We start from the raw sequence: 22,205 nt of genomic DNA on the forward strand, positions 1-22,205 counted from the left end.
GATCGCCGAAAAGAATCCATTCATGAGCATTGAGAACACGTCCGCTGAACAGAATCGCTTGGCGCGCCTGCTCACTTTCCTGGGACATGATCCAACCAACCTGACACTTTTGGCCGACGCGTTGGCATTGGCCATCGACCTTGGCGATGTCATTCATGGCCAACAATTGATCGACCATCTAACGACCCAGGCGATCGACGAGCCCAACATCTGTGCGCTGGCAGCCCATGTGTCCTTGCAGGCCGGCCAATATGCTGCAGCGGGCGCGTTTGGCGATAAAGCAATCGAAGGCGGAATCAAGCATCCAGCCGTTATCTTCAACACCGCCCAGGGCCATTTTTACAGCGGCGATTATGCGGCCACCCATGCATTGCTTTCACGCCTGAGCCATGAACCGCAAAGCCCCACACCGCTACTGATGATGCATGCGCGGGCATTGCATCAATTGGAGGAAACCGAAGAGGCCGAGGTCCTGGTTGCGCGAGCGTTGCTGCTAGAACCGGAAAACATCAACATTCGTGGTCTGCTCGCCTTGCTGCAATACGAGAATGACAACTACTCCCCGGCATTGATCACTGCCCACGAGACGCTGGCGGAGAACCCCGATCAACTCGACGCGTTGATCGCCTGCGCCTCGGTCCACTTCCACCAACACAACATCACCGCATCACGCAACACCTGGCTTCATACAGTCGCCGTGCATCCCGAATGCGGCCGGGCATGGTCCGGGCTGGCTCGACTGGAATTCAACGAACTGGAATTTGAAGCGGCTGAAGAACACCTCAAAACAGCGATCAAGTTCATGCCGGACCACATCGGCACCTGGCACCTCCTGGCCTGGATCTACATTCTGCGCGGGGACAGCATTCAAGCCCGCCAGGCGCTTGAGCACTCTTATGCACTGGACCGTAACTTTGGCGAGACCCATGGGGGGCTGGCAATCGTCGACATCATGGATGGGTTGACGGAACGCGCCCAAAAAGGTATTCGCCGCGCGCTCAAACTCAAACCGGACGGTTTGTCGGCTCGATACGCCGAAGCCCTCCTGCTTCAGCAAGCCGGACATCCGGAAAAGGCAGTCCAAGTGATCGATCAAGTGCTTGACCGGACGAGACCCGACAGCAACGACACCGGCCGGGTCCTGATGGAAAACTGGCTGCAAACACATCAGAACAAGATCCCAGACCGTCATCCGGACCAACACTAAGCCATCGCACACGGAGCCCAACATGCTGGACGCATCGGAATATTTGCACTTGGCGATCAACGCCAGTCAGAACGGCGATCATCACGCTGCCCTGAACTATCTGAACGCAGCCCTTGAGCTGGAACCGAAAAACGCAGCGGTCCATTACTTTCGTGCCGCCGAACACGCCGAACTTGGCCTGCTGGAGCGTGCACACGCGGAAATGATCGAGGCACTTGAACTGGCCCCGGAAATGGACGTTGCGCGCTTCCAACTCGGTTTGCTCAGCCTTCAGTTATCCAAACTGGAAGACGCCCGCAACGCCTTCAGCTCACTGCTGGACTCATCGCAGGACATGAGTTTGAGGGAATTTTCCGGTGCGTATCTGGAATTGCTCGACGAACGCACGTCGAACGCAATCACCCGCCTGACTCAGGGCCTGACGAACTGTTCCAATCCAGCATTGAAGGCTGATATGGAACGAGTGCTGGCAAGTCTTTCAGACACCGCCGCTATCAAGAGCCCCGATACTGCCGAACCTACGGTATTTCTTGGCGCTTACCGCAATACCTTCGAGACTTCCTGATGAGCAAGATCGATTCGACTCGCCTCTCCCAGGTTCTGGCTGCGCTGGCCAAGCCCAAGGAACGAGTAAATTCGAGCGCGGCCAACAACGCCAACGCGGCCAAGGTCAAAAAGGGCGAAAAAGACCTCGAAGTGCTGCGCGTACATCTACAAAATCGTCTCCGAGACCTTAAAAAGGGTACCGAAGACTTCCACGATGCAGCCCCAGTCATCACGGTGCAGGAAATCCTGCGCTGGGAGTTTGGCGAAAATATCCTGGAGCATCCCGAATTCGGCAACATCTCAAAAAAAGTTGCTGAAACCATGTTGGAAAATCAAGAGTTGGAAAAGGCTATCTACGGGATCGTTGATCGGATGGTGTCGCCTGAGTCCTGATTGGAAGATCCGGTGAGCCAGTTTCCTGAACATGCACTAAAGTCGCTGGTCAACAGACTTAGAAAACCTAAACCAAAAACCCCTGTGGACTAGGACCGGAAATAGCTACTTTGTGACTGGGTTCTACGCAGATGGTCTTAGACTGCTTTTCTGTACAGCCAACGCCACTACACCCCCTGCGCAGCAAATCCTCACCAGCACACCCAGCCGTGACCGATACAGTGGAAGGGCTCTGCACGTACACCACGTACACGTCACGTCGCGCTCAACCGAGTCCAGCCATGAACCTACCGAATCTCTTCAACAAAGCCCGAGCCCGCAACCAGGGGACGGTCAGCGTGGCCTGCACTTGCGGTGAACTTGACCAGACGCTGGCCAACCTACGCATCACTCCCGTGTTGGTCACCGGGTTCGTCTCCCCTCACCTGGACATCGACCGAGTCGCCGCCAAGATCAAGAAGCGTTTTCCCAACAGCACCATCAGCCTGTGCACGACCTCGGGTGAGTTGTGCAACGGTGCGAATACGCTGTACTGCCAGACCGGCGAGTCCTGGGACCGGGTGGTGCTGCAGCTGTTTGACGCCAGTGTGATTGTGTCGGCCGAGGTGGTGATGGTGCCCCTGGAGTGCGAGGACATTCGCGGTGGCGGCAAGCGCCTGGCCATGCGTGAACGAATCGCCCGCTTGGTGAATAACATCAAGCAGGCGCAAGTGAGCACGCCCATCGATCACCGCGATACTTTGGCTTACGTGGTGTTCGACGGTCTTTCAGCCTCCGAGTCGTTCTTTATGGAGGCGCTCTATGAATCTGGACGTTTCCCTTGCCTGTTCGTCGGCGGGTCGGCCGGTGGCAAGACGGATTTCAAAAAGACCCTGATCAGTGATGGGCAGCGCAGTTATCAGAACCATGCGCAGATTGTCTTCCTGAAAACCGCGGCGGATGTTCGCTTCGGGGTGTTCAAGAGCCAGAACTTCCAACCTGCCGGACTGACATTCAACGTTCTGACCGCATCGGTCGAAGACCGCACCATCGACCAGGTCATCGACAGCCGAGGGAACATCAAGAGCATGGTCCAGGCACTGTGCGATGCGTTCGAGTGCAGTGCCCAGGCGCTGGAAAAGAAGCTGGCCGATTATTCATTCGCCATCCGCGTGGGCGATGAGCTGTTCGTACGCTCGATTGCCCGTATCGACTATCAGCAGCAGATCATCCAGCTGTTCTGCGATGTGGCGCCCGGCGAAGAGCTGGTGATGGTCAAGCGCACGCCCCTTCGCGAGGCGACCCGGCTCGACTACGAGAAATTTCTCAAGGGCAAGGGCGGCCGTCCGGTGGCCGCCATTCTCAACGACTGCATCCTGCGCCGGCTCAACAACAGCAGCGACTTGGGCAGCATGGCCGGTATTTTCGGGGATGTGCCCTTGGCCGGCTTCTCGACCTTTGGTGAAATCCTCGGCTTGAACCTGAACCAGACGCTCACGGCGATTTTCTTCTTTCGAATCACCAGGGGCGCCAGTTTCGTCGATGAATACGTCGACAACTTCATCGCCCACTATGGCGAGTTCAAGGCGTTTTTCCTGCGCCGTCAGGTCAAGAAGCTGGCGGGCCTGAACCATGTGGTGGTCAAGCAGATCATGGCGTTCAAGATGAATGACTTCAGCAGCGCCTTGGACACTCGCGGCCTGGACAATACGATCCTGCCGGTGTTCGACGGGCTGACGGACCTGGGCCAGGTATTGGCCCACGCCAGCCAGCAGCAAGCGCAGATCGCGACGCAGATCAAGCATTACTCCGGCGAACTGCACCTGTCGATGGATGACCTGACGGGCACGATCGACCGGCAAAACAGCGTCGCCGAGCAGGCCGGCACGACCGTCGAACAGCTTGCCACCCAAGCGGGTGAAGCGGTGGTCGGCGCCCGGGCGCTGGCCAGTTCGAGCTTGCGTATCCAGTCGATCGTACAGGTCATCCAGCAAATCGCCGGACAGACCAACCTGTTGGCCCTCAACGCCGCCATCGAAGCGGCACGCGCCGGTGAGATGGGTAGAGGATTTGCGGTGGTGGCTGACGAGGTTCGCAAGCTCGCGGAAATCACCCGCAAGAATGCCGCGGAAATCGGCGTGGACATTGACCTGCTCTCAACGGAGATCCAAGGTGTCGCCCAACAGATCGAAGACCAGTCCATCGCCGTGAGTGCCCTGCGCGAGATGCTCGATGCCCTGGAAGACTCGAGCCGCACCACCGAAGGCACGGCGCAACGTACGAAGGCTATCGCGGACACCTTGACCGGGCTGACCCACGCCAGTACCTGAGGTCGAGCACGGCAGGATGGCCGGACTTGGTGAGATGGTTCCAACAGGTCTTCGTGGAAGGCCGATAGCACCGGGTTACTGACGGGGCGAGATCGCACGTCCGCAGCAGATCCCCTGTGGATGCGGACTTGCTCGCGAAAGCGGTGGGTCAGTTGGCAGTGATGTTGGCTGTGCCGGCGTCATCGCGAGCAGGCTCGCTCCCACAATGGTTCCGAGGCGTTCACAGAATTGGAGTCCACCGCAAATCCCTGTGGGAGCGAGCCTGCTCGCGATAGCGGTGGGTCAGCTTGCATTGATGTTGGATGTGCTGCCGTCATCGCGAGCAGGCTCGCTCCCACAGGTTATTGGTGTCGACTCCAAATGCCGTGAACACCCGCAATCCCTTGTGGGAGCGAGCCTGCTCGCGATAGCGGTGGGTCAGTTGGCGGTGATGTCGGATGTACCGCCGTCATCGCGAACAGGCTCGCTCCCACAGGTTACTGGTGTCGACTCCAAATGCCGTGGACACCCGCAATCCCCTGTGGGAGCGGGCTTGCTCGCGAAAGCGGTGGGTCAGTTGGCAGTGATGTTGGCTGGCCGGCGTCATCGCGAGCAGGCTCGCTCCCACAGGTTACTGGTGTCGACTCCAAATGCCGTGGACACCCGCAATCCCTTGTGGGAGCGAGCCTGCTCGCGATAGCGGTGGGTCAGTTGGCGGTGATGTCGGATGTACCGCCGTCATCGCGAGCAAGCTCACTCCCACAGGGTTTGGTGATCACTGTAGGGACCTTGAACGACTGCCTGGAGCTCGGTGTTTTCCATCGCCGGAAGTGCCTTCCACCCAGCCCGAATCAACGGGACGTCACGCGCCCTCCTCGATCGATGCACCACGGCGGCGACGCAAGCGGTTCGCGACGGACAGCACCTGAACGTAAAACACCGGCACGAACAAAACCCCGAGCACGGTCGCTGCCAACATGCCGCCGACCACGCCGGTGCCGAGCGCTCGCTGGCTGGCAGCACCGGCACCGCTGGCGAACGCCAGGGGCATCACTCCCAGGATGAAGGCCAGGGAGGTCATGACGATCGGTCGGAACCGCAGGCGTGCCGCTTGAGCCGCCGCTTGCGCAAGGCTGGCACCCTCAGCGTGCAGGGCCTTGGCAAATTCGACGATCAGGATGGCGTTCTTGGCGGAAAGACCGATGATCGTGATCAAGCCCACTTTGAAATAGACATCATTGGACATGCCCATCACCGTCACCGCCAATACCGAACCGAGCATGCCCACCGGCACGATCAGCAGCACGGCAAAGGGAATCGCCCAGCTTTCATACAGGGCGACCAGCACCAGCAAAACCATGGTCAACGACAACCCTACCAACAGCGGCACCTGATCGCTGGCCTGTTGTTCCTGCAACGACAGCCCCGCCCATTCGAGACTGAAACCGGCTGGCAACTGCCGGGCGATGTCCTGCAACGCCTGCATCGCCTGCCCGGTGCTGTAGCCCGGCGCGGCATCCCCGGAAAAACGCAGCGATGCCGAGCCGTTATAGCGAGCGATCTGCAACGGCCCGACCTGCCATTCAAAACGGCTGAACGCATCCAAAGGCACCAGGCGCCCCTGGCGGTTGGGCACTTGCAGGCGCAGCAGCGCTTGCGGCGTCTGCCGGCTCATGCCATCGGCCTGGATGATCACCCGCTGCATCCGTCCCTGATTGGCGAACTCGTTGATCTGCTCCGAACCCAGCGCCGAGGACAGCGCCGCACTGATCACATCGAAACTCACCCCCAGCGCCTCGGCCTTTTCACGGTCGATGCTGACGTTGATTTGCGGTGCATCGGCCAGGCCATCCTCCATCAAATGGTCAATCACCGGCGAGGCCTTGGCTGCCTCGAGCAACTGGTTGCGCGCCTTCAATAGCGCTTCGTGCCCCTGCCCCGCCAGATCCTGCAAGCGCAACTCGAAGCCGCTGGAGGTGCCAAGACCGTCGACTGGCGGCGGCACCACGCTGAACAACGTGCCATCGGCGACCTCTTCAAAGGCGTCGTTCGCGCGTCGAGCCACCTCGTCGCTGGCCTGCCCACTACCGCGCAGCGACCAATCCTTGAGGGTGACATACGACAACGCCGCATTGGCGCCCTCCCCGGAAAAACTGAACCCCATGATCGCCAACACCTGGTCCGTGGCTGGTTGCGCCAGGGCATATCGCTCCCATGCCTGGACCGTCACGTCGGTGCGCGCGGCCGATGCGGCGGGTGGCAGCTGTATATCGGTGACGATGTACCCCTGGTCCTCCGCTGGCAGGAACGAGGACGGCAACCGGGCATAGGTGAAGCCGAGTACCAGCAGCAACACCAGGTACAGACACAGGCTGCGGCTACCGCGTCGAACCCAGCTCGCGCCCAGCCGCTCATAACGCTGGGCCAGGGCCTCGAAGCGTCGATTGAACGCGCTCGCCCAGCGGTTGGGCCGGGTCGGGTGCGCCGGGTCGAAAGGTTTGAGCACGGTGGCACACAGGGCCGGCGTCAAGGTCAGCGCCAGGAACCCGGAGAACAGAATCGACACCGACAAGGCCACGGCAAACTGCTGGTAGATCACGCCCACCGAGCCGCCCATGAACGCCAGCGGCAGGAACACCGCCGCCAACACCAGGGTAATGCCGACAATCGCCCCGCTGATCTGCCGCATGGCCTTGCGGGTCGCGGCCTTGGGCGACAGGTGTTCTTGGGCGATCAACCGCTCGACGTTTTCCACCACGACAATGGCGTCGTCCACCAGGATCCCGATCGCCAGCACCATGCCGAACAACGTCATCATGTTGATCGAGAAGCCCAGCGCGGCCATGACCGCCACCGTTCCCAGCAGGCAGACCGGCACCACCACCGCCGGAATCAGCGTATAGCGCAGGTTCTGCAAGAACAGCAGCATTACCAGGAACACCAGGACCATGGCTTCGGCCAGGGTGTAGATGACTTGCTTGATTGCCACCTCGACAAAGTACGAGGTGTCATACGGCACGCTCAGGACCATGTTCGCCGGCAAGGTGCTCGACAGCTGTGCGAGCCGCGTCTTGATCGCCTCCGCCGTTTGCAGTGCGTTGGCGCCCGGTGCCAGTTGCACCGACATGGCCGCCGCCGGCTTGCCGTTCAGGCGCGCGTCGAAGCGGTAGTCCTTGCGCCCCAGCTCGACCCGCGCCACGTCGTGGATCCGCACGCTGGAACCGTCATCGTTGGCCCGCAGCACAATGTTGCCGAACGCCTCCACCGATTCGAGCTGCCCTTGTACCATCACCGTGGCGGTGATCTGCTGGTCGGCTGGCCCCGGCCGTTCACCCAGGCTACCAGCCGGCACCTGTATGTTCTGCCCCGCGATGGCTCTGCCGACATCGGCCATCGACAGGTTGTAGCCCACCAGCCGCGCCGGATCGACCCAGATCCGCATGGCCCGTTCGGCGGTGTACATCTGCACTCGTCCGACCCCGGCCACCCGGCGAATTTCGTTGTTGATGGCGCGGGCGGCATAGTCGGCCAACCCGACGGAGTCCTGCTGGCCATCGGTGTAGGACAAGGCATACACCAGGAGGAAGTTGGAACGTGCCTGCTCCACTTCCAGCCCTTGCTCGATCACCGCCTGGGGCAAGCGGCCGACCACTCGCTGCAAGCGGTTCTGCACATCGACCTGGGCCATGTCGGGATCCGTGCCCGGCTTGAAGGTGATGGTGGTTTCGGCACCGCCGTTGGCGCTGTTGGATTCGTAATAGATCAAGCCCTTGAGGCCGTTGAGCTCCTCTTCGATCAGGCTGGTAACGTTCTGGCTGACAATCAGCGCCGAGGCCCCCGGATAGTTGGCGATGACATTGATTTGCGGCGGCGCCACGTCCGGGTACTGGCTGACCGCCAAGGTGCCCAGAGTCAGTACGCCGGCCAGGGCGATGAACAAGGTGATGACCCAGGCAAAGTTCGGACGGTTGATGAAAAAATCCGGCATCGTTTTCTTCCCTAGGCCGCTGGCCGTCAGTTACGAACCTGTTGCTCGGCCAAGGTAACCACGTGGACCTGCGTCCCCGCGCTGAGTTTGTCGGCCCGCTCGATCACCACCTGCTCGCCCGCCGCCAGCCCCTGGGTGATCTGCCAGTCGGTGCCGAACATCGCACCGGTGCTGACCACCCGTTCGCGCACCACACCAGCGACATCCACCAGCATCAACCGGGCCTGGCCGTCGGCACCGCGCTGTACCGCCTGCTGTGGAACGAACAGCGCTTGTGGGTCGACCCCTGCCGGCGCCACCACCCGCACGTACATGCCAGGTAGCAGCACGTTGTCCGGGTTGGGGAACTCGCCGCGCAAGGTCACTTGCCCGGTGCTTCGGTCCACGGAAATATCGGAAAACATCAACTTGCCGCGTCGGGTCTGGGCGGGATTGCCCACCTGTACCGTCACCTCGGCCGCACCGCTGCCATCGAGGGTCAGGCGCCCACTGGCCAGCGCCTGCTGCAAGGCCACCACCTGATCGGCGGATTGGGTGAAGTCCGCGTAAATGGGGTCCAGTTGCTGGATTCGCGCCATCTGCGTCGCCTCGTCCTGCCCCACCAGCGCGCCTTCGCTGACCAGGGCTCGACCGATGCGGCCGCTGATCGGTGCGCGCACCTGGCAGTAATCCAGGTTGAGCCGGGCACTGGTCAGGTCGGCCTGGGCCGCCAGGCGATTGGCCTGGGCGCTCTTGAGATCGGACATGGCTTCGTCGAACGCCTGCGGGCTGACGGCGCTGATCTCCACCAGCTGCTTGAAGCGCTGCACCTGGGCGTTGGCCCGATAGACATCGGCCTCGACCCTGGCCAGCGCACCTTCGGCGCGCATCAGCGCCGCCTTGAGCGGCGCCGGGTCGATGCTGAACAGCAACTGGCCGGCCTTGACGTCACTGCCCTCCTGGAAGTGCCGGGTCAGCACCACACCGGCCACCCGCGCCCGCACCTCGGCGATGCGCACCGGCTCGATCCGACCGGGCAGTTCAGTGGTCATGGCAAACGCTCGCGGCTGGACTGTCAGGGTCTTGACCTGCGGCAACGCCGCACTGGGCCTGGCGCGCGGTTCCTGGGCACCACAGGCGATTAACCCAAGCACCAGCAGCAACAGCGAGGCGGGTTTCAGCGAGGCGAAATTCTTCTGCATTGTCACTCCCTGCCCCATGAAAAAAGGCTTGCCGATGGCAGTCGGCAAGCCCTGGACATCGGTGGATGATTAACCCGCGGGGCGCTCGTTGATCGTGCTCGCGGCCTGGAACAGGATTTTCGCGACAAAATCGATTTCCTGTTCGGTGATGATCAGCGGCGGCAGCAAGCGTACGGTTGCGCCGTGGCGTCCGCCCAGTTCAACGATCAATCCGTGCTTCAGGCAGGCCTGTTGGAAAGCCTTGGCCCGGGCCGTGTCCACTGGCGGATGACCCTGTACATCGAGGGTACCCTGCGGGTCGACGATTTCCATGCCGAGCATCAAGCCGCGACCGCGCACATCGCCGATCCAGGCGAACTCGCTTTGCAGTGTCCGCAGGTGTTTTTGCAAGTGCGCGCCCACCGTTTCGGCGTGCTGGACCAAGCCATGGTCACGAATGAAGCGCAAGGTCGCGGTGCCCGCCGCCATCGCCAGCTGATTGCCACGGAACGTGCCGGCGTGGGCACCCGGCTGCCAGACATCCAGCGACTCGTGATAGACCATGACCGACAGCGGCAACCCACCGCCAATGGCTTTGGACAGGGTGATGACATCCGGCGTGATACCCGATTGCTCGAAGCCGAACATCCGCCCACTGCGGGCGATGCCGCACTGGATCTCATCGACGATCAGCGGGATGCCATGGGCCTGGGTCAAGCGGCGCAGCTCCTGCAGCCAGCGGTCCGGCGCGGCGATCACCCCGCCCTCGCCCTGGATCGGCTCCAGGATCATCGCCGCCGGTGCGGTCACGCCACTTTCCGGGTCGTTGAGCAGGTGCTCCAGATAACGCACGTTCAACGTGACCGCCTGATCGCCGGCCACCCCGAACGGGCAGCGGTAATCGTGGGGAAACGGCAGGCGCTGCACACCGGGCATCAACGCGCCGAGGGCATTTTTCGGCGACAGGTTGCCGCTGATGGCCAGCGTGCCCAGGGTCATCCCGTGATAGGCCCCTTCGAACGCCAGGACCGAATGCCGCCCCGTCGCGGTACGGGTCAGCTTGAGCGCGGCCTCGACCGCATCGGCCCCGCTCGGGCCGCAGAACTGGATGCGTGCATGGCGAGCGAACTCGCTGGGCAGGCACGCGAAAATCTCTTGGACGAATGCGTCCTTCACAGGTGTCATGAGGTCCAGGGTATGCATCGGCACACCAGCGGCCATGACCTGGGTGATGGCTTCGATGATTACCGGATGGTTATGCCCCAGCGCCAGGGTGCCGGCACCGGCCAGGCAATCGACGAACACTTGCCCGCGACTGTCCTGCACATAAATGCCATGGGCCCTTTCAAGCACCAGGGGAATGCGTCGCGGGTAACTGCGGGCGTTGGATTCCTGCTGTTGCTGGCGTTCCAGCAACGGTGTCGAATCGAGGCAGTAAGGACTCGACAGGCCGGTGTGCAACAGGCGTAGCTGTTGCGCGCCACCCGCTGTGACATTCGAAAAAGCACTCATGATTTCCTCCATGGAGGCTGGGTTTGGAAGGGAACAAACAGCCTGGAAACACACATCCGGGAAGCCGCAAACCAGGCGCGGGGAGATTGCCTCCCCGCGCCCATGGGTTTACATGTCGTAACGCAGGATCATGCCGAACGTGCGCGGTGCGCCGACGTCGATGATGTCGTCGTTGCGATTGTTGGTGACGTACTCCTTGTCGAACGCATTCTTGACGTAGGCGGACACGGCGACGTTCTTGGTGACTTTGTACTCGGTGTTGAAGTTCACCAGCACATAGGCGTCGCTCTTACGCTCGCCACTGACTTTGCCGTTTGAGTCGAATTCGTACTCCGAAGGCGCGGTGCTCTGATAGACAATGTCCGTGCCGAATATCAGGCGATCGTCGAAGCGATAGACACCACCCACCGAGGCCTTGTATTTAGGCGAGTAGAGGAACGATTCACCGCTCCTGTCCTGGCCATTGTCAGCGACGAAGTCCTTGTATTTGCTGTCAGTAATGGCACCACCGACGTTCAGGGTCAGTTGTTCGGTGATGTCTTTTTCGACGAAGACTTCCAGGCCCTTGATGTCACTGCGACCGGCGTTGTAGATATCAATGACGTTGCTGCCAGACTGCCGCACGCTGACCTGTTGGTCTTTCCAGTCGGTGTAGTACAGGTTGGCGCGGGCGCGCAGGGTCTTGTCGAAGAACGAACCGCGATAGGACAGCTCGTAGTTGGTGGTGTATTCCGGGTCGTAGGCCTGGTGACCGCTACCGGAGCGCAGGTTGACACCACCACCGCGATAGCCCTTCTGCACCATGAATCCGAGGTACTGGTCCGTGGCCAGTTCATAGTCGATGCCCAGTTTCGGCAGCACGGCATCAAACGACTTCTTGATTTTCTCGGGAACGAAACGGCCGTCCTCCTCGATATCGGTATTGTTCGTCTCGTGGTCGTAACGCAGGCCGGTGATCAACGTCCAGCGCGGCGCGAACGTCCAGTTGACTTCACCGAACACCGCCTTGTTTTCAATCTTGGTATCACCTTTGACGGTACGCACCAGCACGTCATCGAACAGCAGCCGGTCGTGGAACTTGTTGGTGTTGTGGCCATAGTAGGCGCCGACGAAACTCTTCACCGTGTCCGAGGCGTAATTCAGACGCAGTTCCTGGCTGAACAGGTTCCCGTCTTGCTTACGCAGAACGACCTCGTTGTCCACCGCATTCTGGTCAAAATCCAGACGGTTGCTGTAGTCCGTGCTGGTATTGGCGGTCATGCTGGTCAGCGACCAGGCATCGTTCAGGCGATAATCCACCTTGGCGCTGAGGGTGTCTTGCTTGAGGTTGTCGAAGGCTTCGGTATTGGACGCGATGTCGTAATAGCTCGGCTTGCCATCGGAACCGCGCATCGTCGAGCGGTCACCCTGGCGGTGTTCGTTATGGGCATAAGTCAGCAAGACGTCAGTGTCGTCATTGGGCAGGATCAGCAATTTACCGCGGGCGTTGCTGGTGCGATGCGGGTTGGCATCTTTATCGAGCGTGGTGTTGCGGATGTAGCCGTCACCGTCGGAATAATCCACGGCAATACGCCCGGCGATCTTCTCATCCACGATCGCCCCACCACCCGCCACGGCCGCTCCGTGCTCACCATAGTTCCCCACATTGGTTTGCGCCGAGAAGGAAGGCTCGAAGGTTGGATTTTTGGTCTGGATGACCACCGCACCGGCCAGGGAGTTACGACCCTGTGTGGTGGACTGTGGCCCCAGGAATATTTCGACCTGCTCGGCATCCCAGAGCGGGACCGGGCTGAGGGTCAGCGCGCGGTTCGGCTGCACGGCACCGTCGACATACACCGATACCGCACCGTTGAGGGCCGCCGGGCCCTGGTCGTCGAAACCGGACACCGGCACGCCACGAATACCCCAGTTCTCATTGCCGGCCTGGCTATAGACGCCGGGCGTACGGGCAAAGACATCCACCAGGTCCTTGTCGCCATGCTCACGCAGGTTCTTGTCGGTGACGACCACGACGCTGGATTGGGTTTTCTCGAGGGTACGGTCGATTTTTTCACCCGTCACGGTGATGGGAGCGATCTCCATCTTGCTCGCTTCTTCAGCCGCCCATGCGCCGTTGCTCAAGCCGATGGCCGACCCCACAGCCAACGCAATTGTGTTCTTTTTGAAATTCACGCCCCGCTCCCCTGCGACAGATATTTTTAGGTTTTTTGAGCTGGCCGAAGGCTGTTTGGCGCCAGCGGAGCGGAGTCTAATCCAAAAAAAAAATTAAATAAATAGTATTGATAATCCATCTCATTTGTACCTAGTATGTCGTCTTGTATTGATCTGGATACATTACAGACGAGTCCTACACACCCGACCGCTGCCCTGCTTTCAAGGTCCTGTGACTGGTCGAAGAAGACAAAAGAGGATGCACAAGGATGACCTCAATCGAACACCTGAACGGGCGTTCCGAGCTTTTTTCAATGGCGCCCACGGATGCAAGCGCGCAGTCGTTACCCGTGCTGGTACAGGCGGCACCGGGACAGTCGATCCACGATCTGGACGCCTCGATCCGCGACGGCCTGGCCCATGCCCTGACCACGGTAGGCGGCGTGTTGTTCCGCGGTTTCACCGTCGCCACGCCCATCGATTTCAAGCGCTTCGCTGCCAGCTTCGGTGCACCGCTGGCCAGTTACGAATTCGGCTCCACGCCGCGCAGCAAAGTCTTCGCCGGGATCTATAGCTCCACTGAGTACCCGGCCCATCAACTCATCCCGTTGCACAACGAGCAGGCCTACACCCGGCCCTGGCCTTCGCGCATCTGGTTCCACTGCATCAAGGCCAGCGAAACCGGTGGCGAGACCCCGATTGCCGACAGCCGCCTGATCTACCAGCGCATGCCTGCCGAGATTCGCGAGCTGTTCGCCAGCCGTGAGTTGCTCTACGTGCGCAACTACAGCGGCGCCCTGGACCTGCCCTGGGAGAAAGTCTTCAACACCCAGGACCGTGCCCAGGTCGAACGCTATTGCCAGGACAACGACATCGAGTGGGAATGGAAAGCCGATGGCGACCTGCGCACCCGCCAGCGTTGCGCCGCCGTGCAGCAGCATCCCGAGACCGGTGAGTGGGTCTGGTTCAACCAGGCGCACCTGTTCCACGTCTCGGCCATAGAACCGAGCGTACGCGCCAGCCTGCTGGCGGCGGTGGGTGAAGAGAACCTGCCGCGCCATGTCTATTTCGGCGACGGCTCGCCGATTGCCGACGACATGCTCGACACCGTGCGCGAGGTCTACCGCGAGACCGCCATCAGTTTTCCCTGGCAGCCCGGCGACGTCCTGATGCTCGACAACCGACTGGTGGCACACGGTCGCAATCCTTTCACCGGTGACCGCAAAGTCATCGTGGCCATGGCGTGAATTGCACATGTTTTCATTCGAACATTGGATCGACGTGCTGGAAGCCAACGCCCAGCACTTCCCTCAGCGTGCCGCCCTGCATTTCCTGCCGGACGGCGTAGAGATCGGCGAAACCCTGACCTTTGCCCAACTGCACGAGCAATCCCGATCCCTGGCGGCCGCGCTGCAAGCGCGTTATGCAGCGGGCGACCGGGTGTTGCTGATGCTGCCCACCAGCCTCGACTACGCCCGCGCCTTCTGTGCCTGCCTGTATGCCGGCTTGATTGCCGTGCCGTTGTTTCCGCCGCCGTCGCGCAAACCGCGCCATCTCGACCGCGTCCGCAACGTGGTGGTGGATGCCGAACCGGCGCTGATTCTCGCACCGGCGGACTATTGCGAAGGCTTGCTGGAACTGGTGGAGGGCCGCGTCGAGGTGCTGACCGTACAGGACCTGGGCACGCCCCCGGCCGGCCAGTGGCAACGCCCGGCCATCGATGGTTCGACCGTGGCCTTCCTGCAATACACCTCGGGCTCTACCGGCTCGCCCAAAGGCGTCGAGGTGCGTCAGCGCAACCTGATCGCCAACGTCGAACTGATGCGCCAGGCGTACGGTTTCGACGAACACGGCGCCATGGTCAACTGGCTGCCGCTGTACCACGACATGGGTCTGATCGGCGGGATGCTGGCCCCGCTCTACAGCGGCATGCCCTGCTATCTGATGGCGTCCCAGACGTTCGTCAATGCGCCGTCGACCTGGTTGCAGGCGCTGAGTCGCTACCGCGCCACCGCCAGTTTCGCCCCCAACTTCGCCTATGCCCTGTGCAACCGCGTGGTCAGCGATAGCCTGATCGCACAGCTCGACCTGAGCGCCTGGAAACACGCCATCAACGGCGCCGAACCGATCCACCCAGGCACCCTGGAAGCCTTCGCCCAGCGCTTTGCCGCATGCGGCCTGAACCCGTTGGCCATCAGCCCCGGTTACGGCCAGGCCGAAGCCACCCTGTGCGTCAGCGCCACACCGGCCGACGCGCTGCCGGTGGTGCTGCGCCTGGACAAAGCCGTGCTGGAGACCGGCCGCGTGGCCCTGGCGGCTGCCGATGCCGCCGCCGTGGAGTTCGTCGCCTGCGGCTACCCGCAAGCCTTGCACAGCATCGCCATCGTCGATCCACAAACCTTTGAGCGCTGCGCTGACGATCGCATTGGCGAAGTCTGGCTCAAGGGCCCGAGCAACGCCGAATCCTATTGGAAGAACCCCACGGCCACTCGCGAAGCCTTTGAAGCACAGATCATCGGCTCATCGGAGCATTACCTGCGCTCCGGCGACCTGGGCTTCATGCACGAAGGCCAGGTGGTGATCTGCGGGCGGCTCAAGGATCTGCTGATTCTCAACGGTCGCAACCTCTACCCCCACGACATCGAATTCGCCATTACCGACGCCGAGCCGGGCATCCGTACCGGGCGCATCGCCGCCTTCTCGGAAATGGACCCGGCACTGGGCCGCGAGAAACTGGTGATCGTCGCCGAGCCGCAACGCAAGTTCGTCGACCCGGCCCATCACCCGGCGCTGTTCGCGTCGATGCAAAATGCCGTGCGCGAAGCCGCCGACTGTGGCATCGACCAGATTGTGCTGGTGCAAGCCGGCACCATCCCGATGACCACCAGCGGCAAGATCGCCCGTCAAGGCGCGCGCAAACAATTGGCCGCGGGCACCCTGAGCATCATTGCCCAGAGCACTGGGGCCCTCGCCGACGATAGCGAAGCCGTCGACCTTGACCAGCTCAAGCGCCTGGTAGCCGAGGCATCGCACCTCGCCCCGGCGGCGTGCCGTCAGTGGTTGGAACAGACGCTGCGCCAGGTCAACCCGTATTTCTCGGCGAACGTCGAGCTCAGCCTGGTAGGCCAGGGCCTGGACTCCATCGGCCTGGCCGACTTCGCCGCTCGCTTGCACCGGGACCTGGGCTGGAGCCTCGATACCCAGGATCTGTTCGGCGAACAAACCCTCGGGCAATGGGCGCAAGCCTTGCAGGACTTCCTGGGACAGGCGTCGCCAACCTCCGAGACCTTGAGCGAGCGCCTCGACACCCAGCAGGGTCGTCAGTCTTTCGCCCAGAGTCGCCTGTGGTTTCTGCGTCAGTTGAACCCGGACGACACCCAGCACAACCTGGTGCTGCACCTGCATCTGCAAGGGCCATTGGACGTCGAGACACTTGCACTGCGCCTGAACACCCTGGTCGAGCGCCACAGTGTCTTGCGCACCGTCTACCGCGACGGTGTCGAAGGCCCGCAACAACGGGTGCTGCCGGCTTCGGCGGTCCCGCTGGCGCACCATGACTTGCGTGGCCAGAGTGAGGCGCAGCAACAGCAAGCACTGCGCGACCACCTGGCCAACGAACACGCCACACCTGTGGACCTGGACGCCGGCCCCGCGCTGCGAGCGCAGTTGCTCAGCCGCGATGACCAGCACCACGACCTGTTGCTGACCCTGCACCACATCGCTTTCGACGGTCGCTCGGCGCAAGTGCTGTTGGCGGAGCTGGCCGGCTCGGCAGACGCCTCGTCGCCGGTGCAATACCTCGACTTCGCCCAATGGGAAGCTCGGCACTGGAGCGAACAGCGGATCGCCGCCGAGCAGGATTTCTGGCGCGCGCACCTGGCCGGCCTGCCGCAGTCGCTGGACCTGGGTGGCAACGGCAAGACCCAGGGCCAGCACAGCCTGGACTTCAGCGTGCCCCAGGCCAATTGCGAACGGCTGACGACGCTGGCCCGCGAGCAAGGCATGACCTTGTTCATGCTGTTGCTGGCCAGCTACCAACTGGTGCTCAAGCAACTGGGCGGCCAGCCGCAATTCCTGCTGGGCACCGATGTCAGCGGCCGGCCGCTGGCCGAGCACAACGACGTCATCGGCTTCTTCGTCAACCAGTTGACCCTGCGCTGTGACCTGCGCGGCGAACCGACCCTGGCCGGTTTCCTTGGGCAGGTGCGCGATGAAGCGCGCCTGGCCTACGCCCACCAAGGCCTGCCTTTCGACCTGGTGGTCTCGGCCCTGGCGCCGCAGCGCCGTCCCGGTCACTCGCCGCTGTTCCAGGTCAAGCTCAACTATCAGCCGTCGCGGGTGGCCCCGACCGCCATCGCCGGCGCGCACTTGTCCGCGCTGGACGTGGCACAGGCACCGGGGGATTTTCACCTGGTGCTCGACCTGGTGCACGGCAGCGAAGGCCTCGCCGCGACCCTCAAGTATCGCGGTGAATACTTCGATCAGGACCGTGCCTCGCGTCTGCAACACCTGTGGACGTGCCTGCTGGAACAGCTACACAGCCTGCTGGACGAGCCGTTGCCGGCGCTGGCCGAACGCATCGACAGCTGGGACCAGGCCTTCGCCCGCGAGCGGCAACAGTCCCAGGCGCTGGCCGGTCGCAGCCAGCTGATGCAAGCCAAACGTCGCTCCTTGTCCCTTTAACCGAGTCGGATGCCGTTATGTCTATCGTGCCCCCATCGCCACGCGCCCTCGGCGCCGTGCGTCGCAAAGCCATGAGCGTCTCGGAACAACAGTTGGTGACCGAGCGCCTGCTCAGCCCGGACCACGCCCTGCCCCTGGTGATCGAGCCGGCGGTCAGTGGCGTCGACCTGGTCGCCTGGGCCGCCCGGGAACGCCAGTCGCTGGAAAAGAAACTGCTGGAGTACGGCGCCCTGCTGTTTCGCGGCTTCAACGTCGCGTCCGTCGAACAGTTCGACCAGGTGATCGCCGCCCTCTCCCCCGGCGCGCTGGAATACATGTTCCGCGCCTCGCCCCGGACACGGGTCGGCGGCAACATCTACACCTCGACCGACTACCCGGCCGACCAGATGATTTTCCCCCACAACGAACACTCCTATTCGCCGCGCTTCCCGCTGCGGCTGTTCTTCTACTGCCAACTGCCGTCCGAGACAGGTGGTGAAACACCGATTGGTTCGACCCGCGCCGTGAAGGCCAGGATCAGCCCGCAGATCGAAGCGCGGTTCCGGGAAAAAGGCGTGCTGTACGTTCGCAACTACGGCGACGGTTTCGGCCTGCCGTGGCAGACCGTGTTCCAGTCCGAAGACCGCCGCGAAGTGGAGGCCTACTGCGCCAGCGTCGGCATCGAAGTGGAATGGAAAGACAACAATCGCCTGCGCACCCGCCAACGCGGGCCGGCCGTGGTGCGCCACCCGCGCACCGGCGAAGAGGTCTGGTTCAACCACGCGACGTTCTTCCACATCAGCACCCTGCCCGAACGCATCCGCGATTCGCTGCAAAGCAACTTCAACGACCTCGACCTGCCCACCAACACCTTTTATGGCGATGGCGAACCGATCGAGCCGCACGTACTGCAATCGCTGCGTGCGGCCTACCTCGACTCGCTGGTGCGTTTCAGTTGGCAACAGGGGGACGTGTTGTTCATCGACAACATGCTCGCCGTGCACGGTCGCGAACCCTTTACCGGCAAGCGCGCCATCATGACCGGCATGGCTGAAGCCCTGCTGTCGAGCGACGTTGCCGTCTGACATTCAACGGGTCCACCCGCCGTTCACAGGAGGCTTGCCTGACACGTGTCCAGCAAGCCCCGGCGTCTGTGCGGTGATCCAGGCTCAAGCCCTTTTCCAGTCGAGATGAACATGAGCGGACTTCAAGGTTTTCGTATTTCACCGCAACAGGCATCGGTTTACCCCCACATCAACGGCGCGGCGGAGCACCCGTTCAGCTGTCATTTGCAATGGTCGCTGTCGCAACCGCTGGACGTCGACGCATTGAACAACCGCTTGCAAGCCCTGGTGGCCGGCAGCGAAATCCTGCGCACGCGACTGATGCCCGTACTCGGCCTGCGCGACCCGGTGCAGGTGATTGACGAAGCCGGCTCACTGGCGGTGAACCTGCAGGACCTGCGCCAGCACAGCCGCGCCGACCAGGACGCCGCGCTGACTCGGCTCGCCGATCAGCCCCGTGACTGGACAACCCCTCTGTGCGTGACCCTGGTGCGCCTGTCCGATGAGCAAGCAATCCTGGACCTGGCGGCGGCCAGCAGCCACTTCGACCTCGCCAGCCTGAAATGGCTGGCCGGTGCACTGCTGCAGGACACTCTCACGGACCTGTCCGAAACCCTGCAGTACGCCGATTACGCCGAATGGCGCTGGAGCCTGGTCGAGGAGGCGCCGGACCATCCGGGCGTGAGTTTCTGGAAACCTTCGGGCGAAACCGAAGCGGCCACCTTGCAGTTACCGCTCGAATCGGCCCTCGATGGCGGATTTGCGCCCGTCCGACTGGACCTGAGACTGTCGACCGACCTCGCCCGTCACCCGGCCCTGACCCCGGACCTGCTGCTGGCTGCATGGGCAGCGGTGCTGGGCCGACTGGCCGGCCAGCAACAGGTGCCACTCGCCCTGATCCATGAAAGTCGCGGTGCGGAACTGGCGGATACCCTGGGCCTGTTCGAGCAGTGCCTGCCCGTGAACATCGAACTGGATGCCCAGGCGACCCTGCTGGAGCAAAGCACGCAAGTGGCCGCCACCCTGGAGCGAGCAATCGGCTGGCAAGACTATTACACCGGCCACCTCAACGCCGACTATGCCTTTGCCTGGCGTTTGGGCGATGCCCGGGAGCGCCATGCCAGCGCGGTGATGAACCCGTTGAAGGCGTGCCTGAACGTGCGCCAGTTGCCCGACAGCCTGCACGCGCAGTTGATCTACGATCGCCATGCCCTCAGTGCCGACGCGGCGGGTTGCCTCGCCGAGCAATGGCTGCAACTGCTGCAAGGCGCCCTGGCGGAACCGCAACGGGCCTGGGCCCAACTGCCCCTGGGTGGAGCGCTGCAATCGCAGCTGATCGGCACCAATGCGAACGTGCCCTCCATCGAACCGCTGACACTGGTGGAGTTGATCGCCCGTCAGGTTCGCCAACAGCCGGACGCCATCGCTCTCAGCGACAAGGACGGCGACCTGAGCTACAGCCGCCTCGATACCTGCGCCACACAGCTGGCCCATCGGCTGGTCGCGGCCGGCATCGGCCCCGGGGTGCCTGTCGGCATCCTGTTCGCCCGCAGCAACGCGGCCATTGTCGCCATGCTCGCCGTCTTGAAAGCCGGTGGCGCCTACGTGCCAATCGACCCGACCTACCCGGCCGACCGCCGCGCCTACATGCTCGCCGACAGCGCCATTGCCCACATCGTGGTCAGCGCCGAACTGGCCGACAGCGTGCCGGCCAGCCTGCAACGCTTCGTGCTGGATGACCTGGCAACGCCGGACCTCGGCGATTTGCCGACACTGCCGTTGCCAGACGCGAACGACCTCGCCTACTTGATCTACACCTCGGGCTCGACCGGTGCGCCGAAAGCCGTGGAAATCAGCCACGGCGCCCTGAGCTTCTCGACCCAGGTGCGCATGGCCGCCTATGCGACGCCAGTGCGCGCCTACCTGCTGCTGTCGTCGTTTGCCTTCGACAGTTCGGTCGCCGGGATTTTCTGGACCCTGGCCCAAGGCGCACGCCTGGTATTGCCCGCCCCAGGTGAAGAGCTGGAGATGTCTCGCCTGGCCCAGTTGATTACCCAGCATCAGGTCAGCCATGGTCTGTCGCTGCCGTCGCTCTACCAGGCCCTGCTCGATCAGTTGCAACGCAGTGGCGGAGCCGACAGCCTCGCCTGCTGGATCGTCGCCGGCGAAGCCTGTCCGCCGTCGCTGATCGCGCAACACAGCAAGGCTCTGCCCCACGCCCGGCTGGTGAACGAATACGGCCCCACGGAAGCCACTGTCTGGGCCACCTATGAGGTGTTGGAGCCCAATCGGAACGTCAGCATCGGCCGTCCGATCGCCGGCATGGACCTGCGCCTGCTGAACGAATTCGACACCGCCTGCGGCATCGGCGAGCCGGGAGAAATCGTCCTCGCCGGCCCGACCCTGGCCCGCGGCTACCGCAACAAGCCCGAAGAAACCGCCAAGGCCTTCGTCACCCTGGCCGACGGTACTCGTGCCTACCGCACCGGCGACCTGGCGTGCTGGCTGGCCGACGGACGCCTGGCGTTCCTCGGACGCAAGGATCATCAGGTCAAGGTCCGCGGCTACCGCATCGAGCTGGGGGAAATCGAACGCCAGTTGTGCAGCCACAGCGACGTGCGCGAAGCCGCGGTGATCGTCCAGGAACAGGCCGCCGGCAAGCGCCTGCTCGCCTACATCCTGGCCGCTCATGGCTACGCACCGGACTCCGAGGCGATCAAGCGCTTCCTCGGCGAGCACCTGCCGTCATACATGGTGCCGGCCCAGGTGCTTACCCTGGCGAGCTTCCCGCGCACGCCCAACGGCAAGCTCGACACTCGCCAGTTGCCCGACCCGGACCAGTTCGATGAAAGCGCCCATGTGGCGCCGCGCAATGCCATGGAGACCACCCTGCAAGCCATCGTCGCCAAGGTCTTGAAGCTCTCGACCGTGAGCGTCACCGACAACTTTTTCGCCATCGGCGGCGACTCGATCCTGAGCCTGCAAGTGGTGGCCCAGGCCCATGAGCAAGGCATCGCACTCTCGGCCAAGCAAGTCTTCGAACGCCAGACCATCGCCGCCATGGCCGAGGTCGCGCAACCGCTGGCCCCGAACGCCGCCGAGCCGCAAGCCGACAGCACCGAGTTCAGCGCCTCGGGCCTGTCCGATGACGAAATGCAAGCGTTGCTGGCCGAACTGGACGAGGCCGACCTGTGAACGGCTCCTCCCGTCGCCACGCCATCACCGCTGCCCCTT

Annotated in this window: 12 protein-coding genes and 1 pseudogene; 9 read left to right on the top strand and 4 right to left on the bottom strand. The window is 62.5% G+C overall.

Annotated features, from left to right (window positions below):
• The first annotated feature begins 58 nt into the window (after positions 1–58).
• The 5 genes and pseudogenes from PBDP_RS17355 to PBDP_RS30345 all read left to right on the top strand — a co-directional run bounded on the left by PBDP_RS17355 (position 59) and on the right by PBDP_RS30345 (position 4,455).
• On the top strand, positions 59–1,207 hold the full coding sequence (locus PBDP_RS17355; protein WP_212801039.1) for a tetratricopeptide repeat protein: 1,149 nt from the start codon (positions 59–61) through the stop codon (positions 1,205–1,207).
• A 22-nt stretch (positions 1,208–1,229) separates the two neighbouring features.
• Positions 1,230–1,772, top strand: a complete 543-nt coding sequence (locus tag PBDP_RS17360) for a tetratricopeptide repeat protein (protein ID WP_212801040.1) — start codon at positions 1,230–1,232, stop codon at positions 1,770–1,772.
• Entirely contained in the window at positions 1,772–2,146 is a 375-nt protein-coding gene (locus tag PBDP_RS17365) for a hypothetical protein (protein WP_212801041.1), read from the top strand. The genes PBDP_RS17360 and PBDP_RS17365 overlap by 1 nt, the downstream gene beginning before the upstream one ends.
• Positions 2,147–2,427: 281 nt before the next feature.
• Positions 2,428–3,582: pseudogene (locus PBDP_RS30340) on the top strand (FIST signal transduction protein); the annotation flags it as partial.
• A 372-nt stretch (positions 3,583–3,954) separates the two neighbouring features.
• Positions 3,955–4,455: a methyl-accepting chemotaxis protein gene (locus PBDP_RS30345; protein WP_249411865.1), complete on the top strand. Its 501-nt coding sequence runs from the start codon at positions 3,955–3,957 to the stop codon at positions 4,453–4,455.
• A gap of 841 nt (positions 4,456–5,296) precedes the next feature.
• Here the strand turns inward: PBDP_RS30345 and PBDP_RS17375 are convergent.
• From PBDP_RS17375 to PBDP_RS17390, 4 genes are all read right to left on the bottom strand, one after another.
• Entirely contained in the window at positions 5,297–8,422 is a 3,126-nt protein-coding gene (locus PBDP_RS17375; RefSeq protein WP_212801043.1) for a multidrug efflux RND transporter permease subunit, read from the bottom strand.
• A gap of 26 nt (positions 8,423–8,448) precedes the next feature.
• Positions 8,449–9,603 (bottom strand): efflux RND transporter periplasmic adaptor subunit, encoded by a 1,155-nt coding sequence (locus PBDP_RS17380; protein WP_212801044.1) that lies wholly within the window; start codon positions 9,601–9,603, stop codon positions 8,449–8,451.
• 69 nt (positions 9,604–9,672) lie between these two features.
• Complete coding sequence (locus PBDP_RS17385) at positions 9,673–11,094, bottom strand: diaminobutyrate--2-oxoglutarate transaminase (RefSeq protein ID WP_109753161.1); 1,422 nt, start codon at positions 11,092–11,094, stop codon at positions 9,673–9,675.
• 108 nt (positions 11,095–11,202) lie between these two features.
• The gene (locus PBDP_RS17390) at positions 11,203–13,266 is read right to left on the bottom strand and encodes a TonB-dependent receptor (protein ID WP_109753162.1); all 2,064 of its coding nucleotides are present in this window, start codon (positions 13,264–13,266) and stop codon (positions 11,203–11,205) included.
• Between the two features lie 248 nt (positions 13,267–13,514).
• Between PBDP_RS17390 and PBDP_RS17395 the strand changes: the two genes are divergently transcribed.
• The 4 genes from PBDP_RS17395 to PBDP_RS17410 all read left to right on the top strand — a co-directional run bounded on the left by PBDP_RS17395 (position 13,515) and on the right by PBDP_RS17410 (position 22,166).
• Complete coding sequence (locus PBDP_RS17395) at positions 13,515–14,492, top strand: TauD/TfdA family dioxygenase (protein WP_212801045.1); 978 nt, start codon at positions 13,515–13,517, stop codon at positions 14,490–14,492.
• A 7-nt stretch (positions 14,493–14,499) separates the two neighbouring features.
• A complete protein-coding gene (locus PBDP_RS17400; RefSeq protein WP_212801046.1) occupies positions 14,500–17,928 on the top strand; it encodes a condensation domain-containing protein in 3,429 nt (1,142 codons plus the stop codon).
• Between the two features lie 17 nt (positions 17,929–17,945).
• Entirely contained in the window at positions 17,946–18,992 is a 1,047-nt protein-coding gene (locus PBDP_RS17405; protein WP_109753165.1) for a TauD/TfdA family dioxygenase, read from the top strand.
• Positions 18,993–19,103: 111 nt separating this feature from the next.
• Positions 19,104–22,166: a non-ribosomal peptide synthetase gene (locus PBDP_RS17410; RefSeq protein WP_212801047.1), complete on the top strand. Its 3,063-nt coding sequence runs from the start codon at positions 19,104–19,106 to the stop codon at positions 22,164–22,166.
• The last annotated feature ends 39 nt before the right edge of the window (positions 22,167–22,205 follow it).

Origin of the sequence: Pseudomonas sp. St290, from assembly GCF_018325805.1 — a bacterium.
GTDB lineage: Bacteria > Pseudomonadota > Gammaproteobacteria > Pseudomonadales > Pseudomonadaceae > Aquipseudomonas > Aquipseudomonas bijieensis.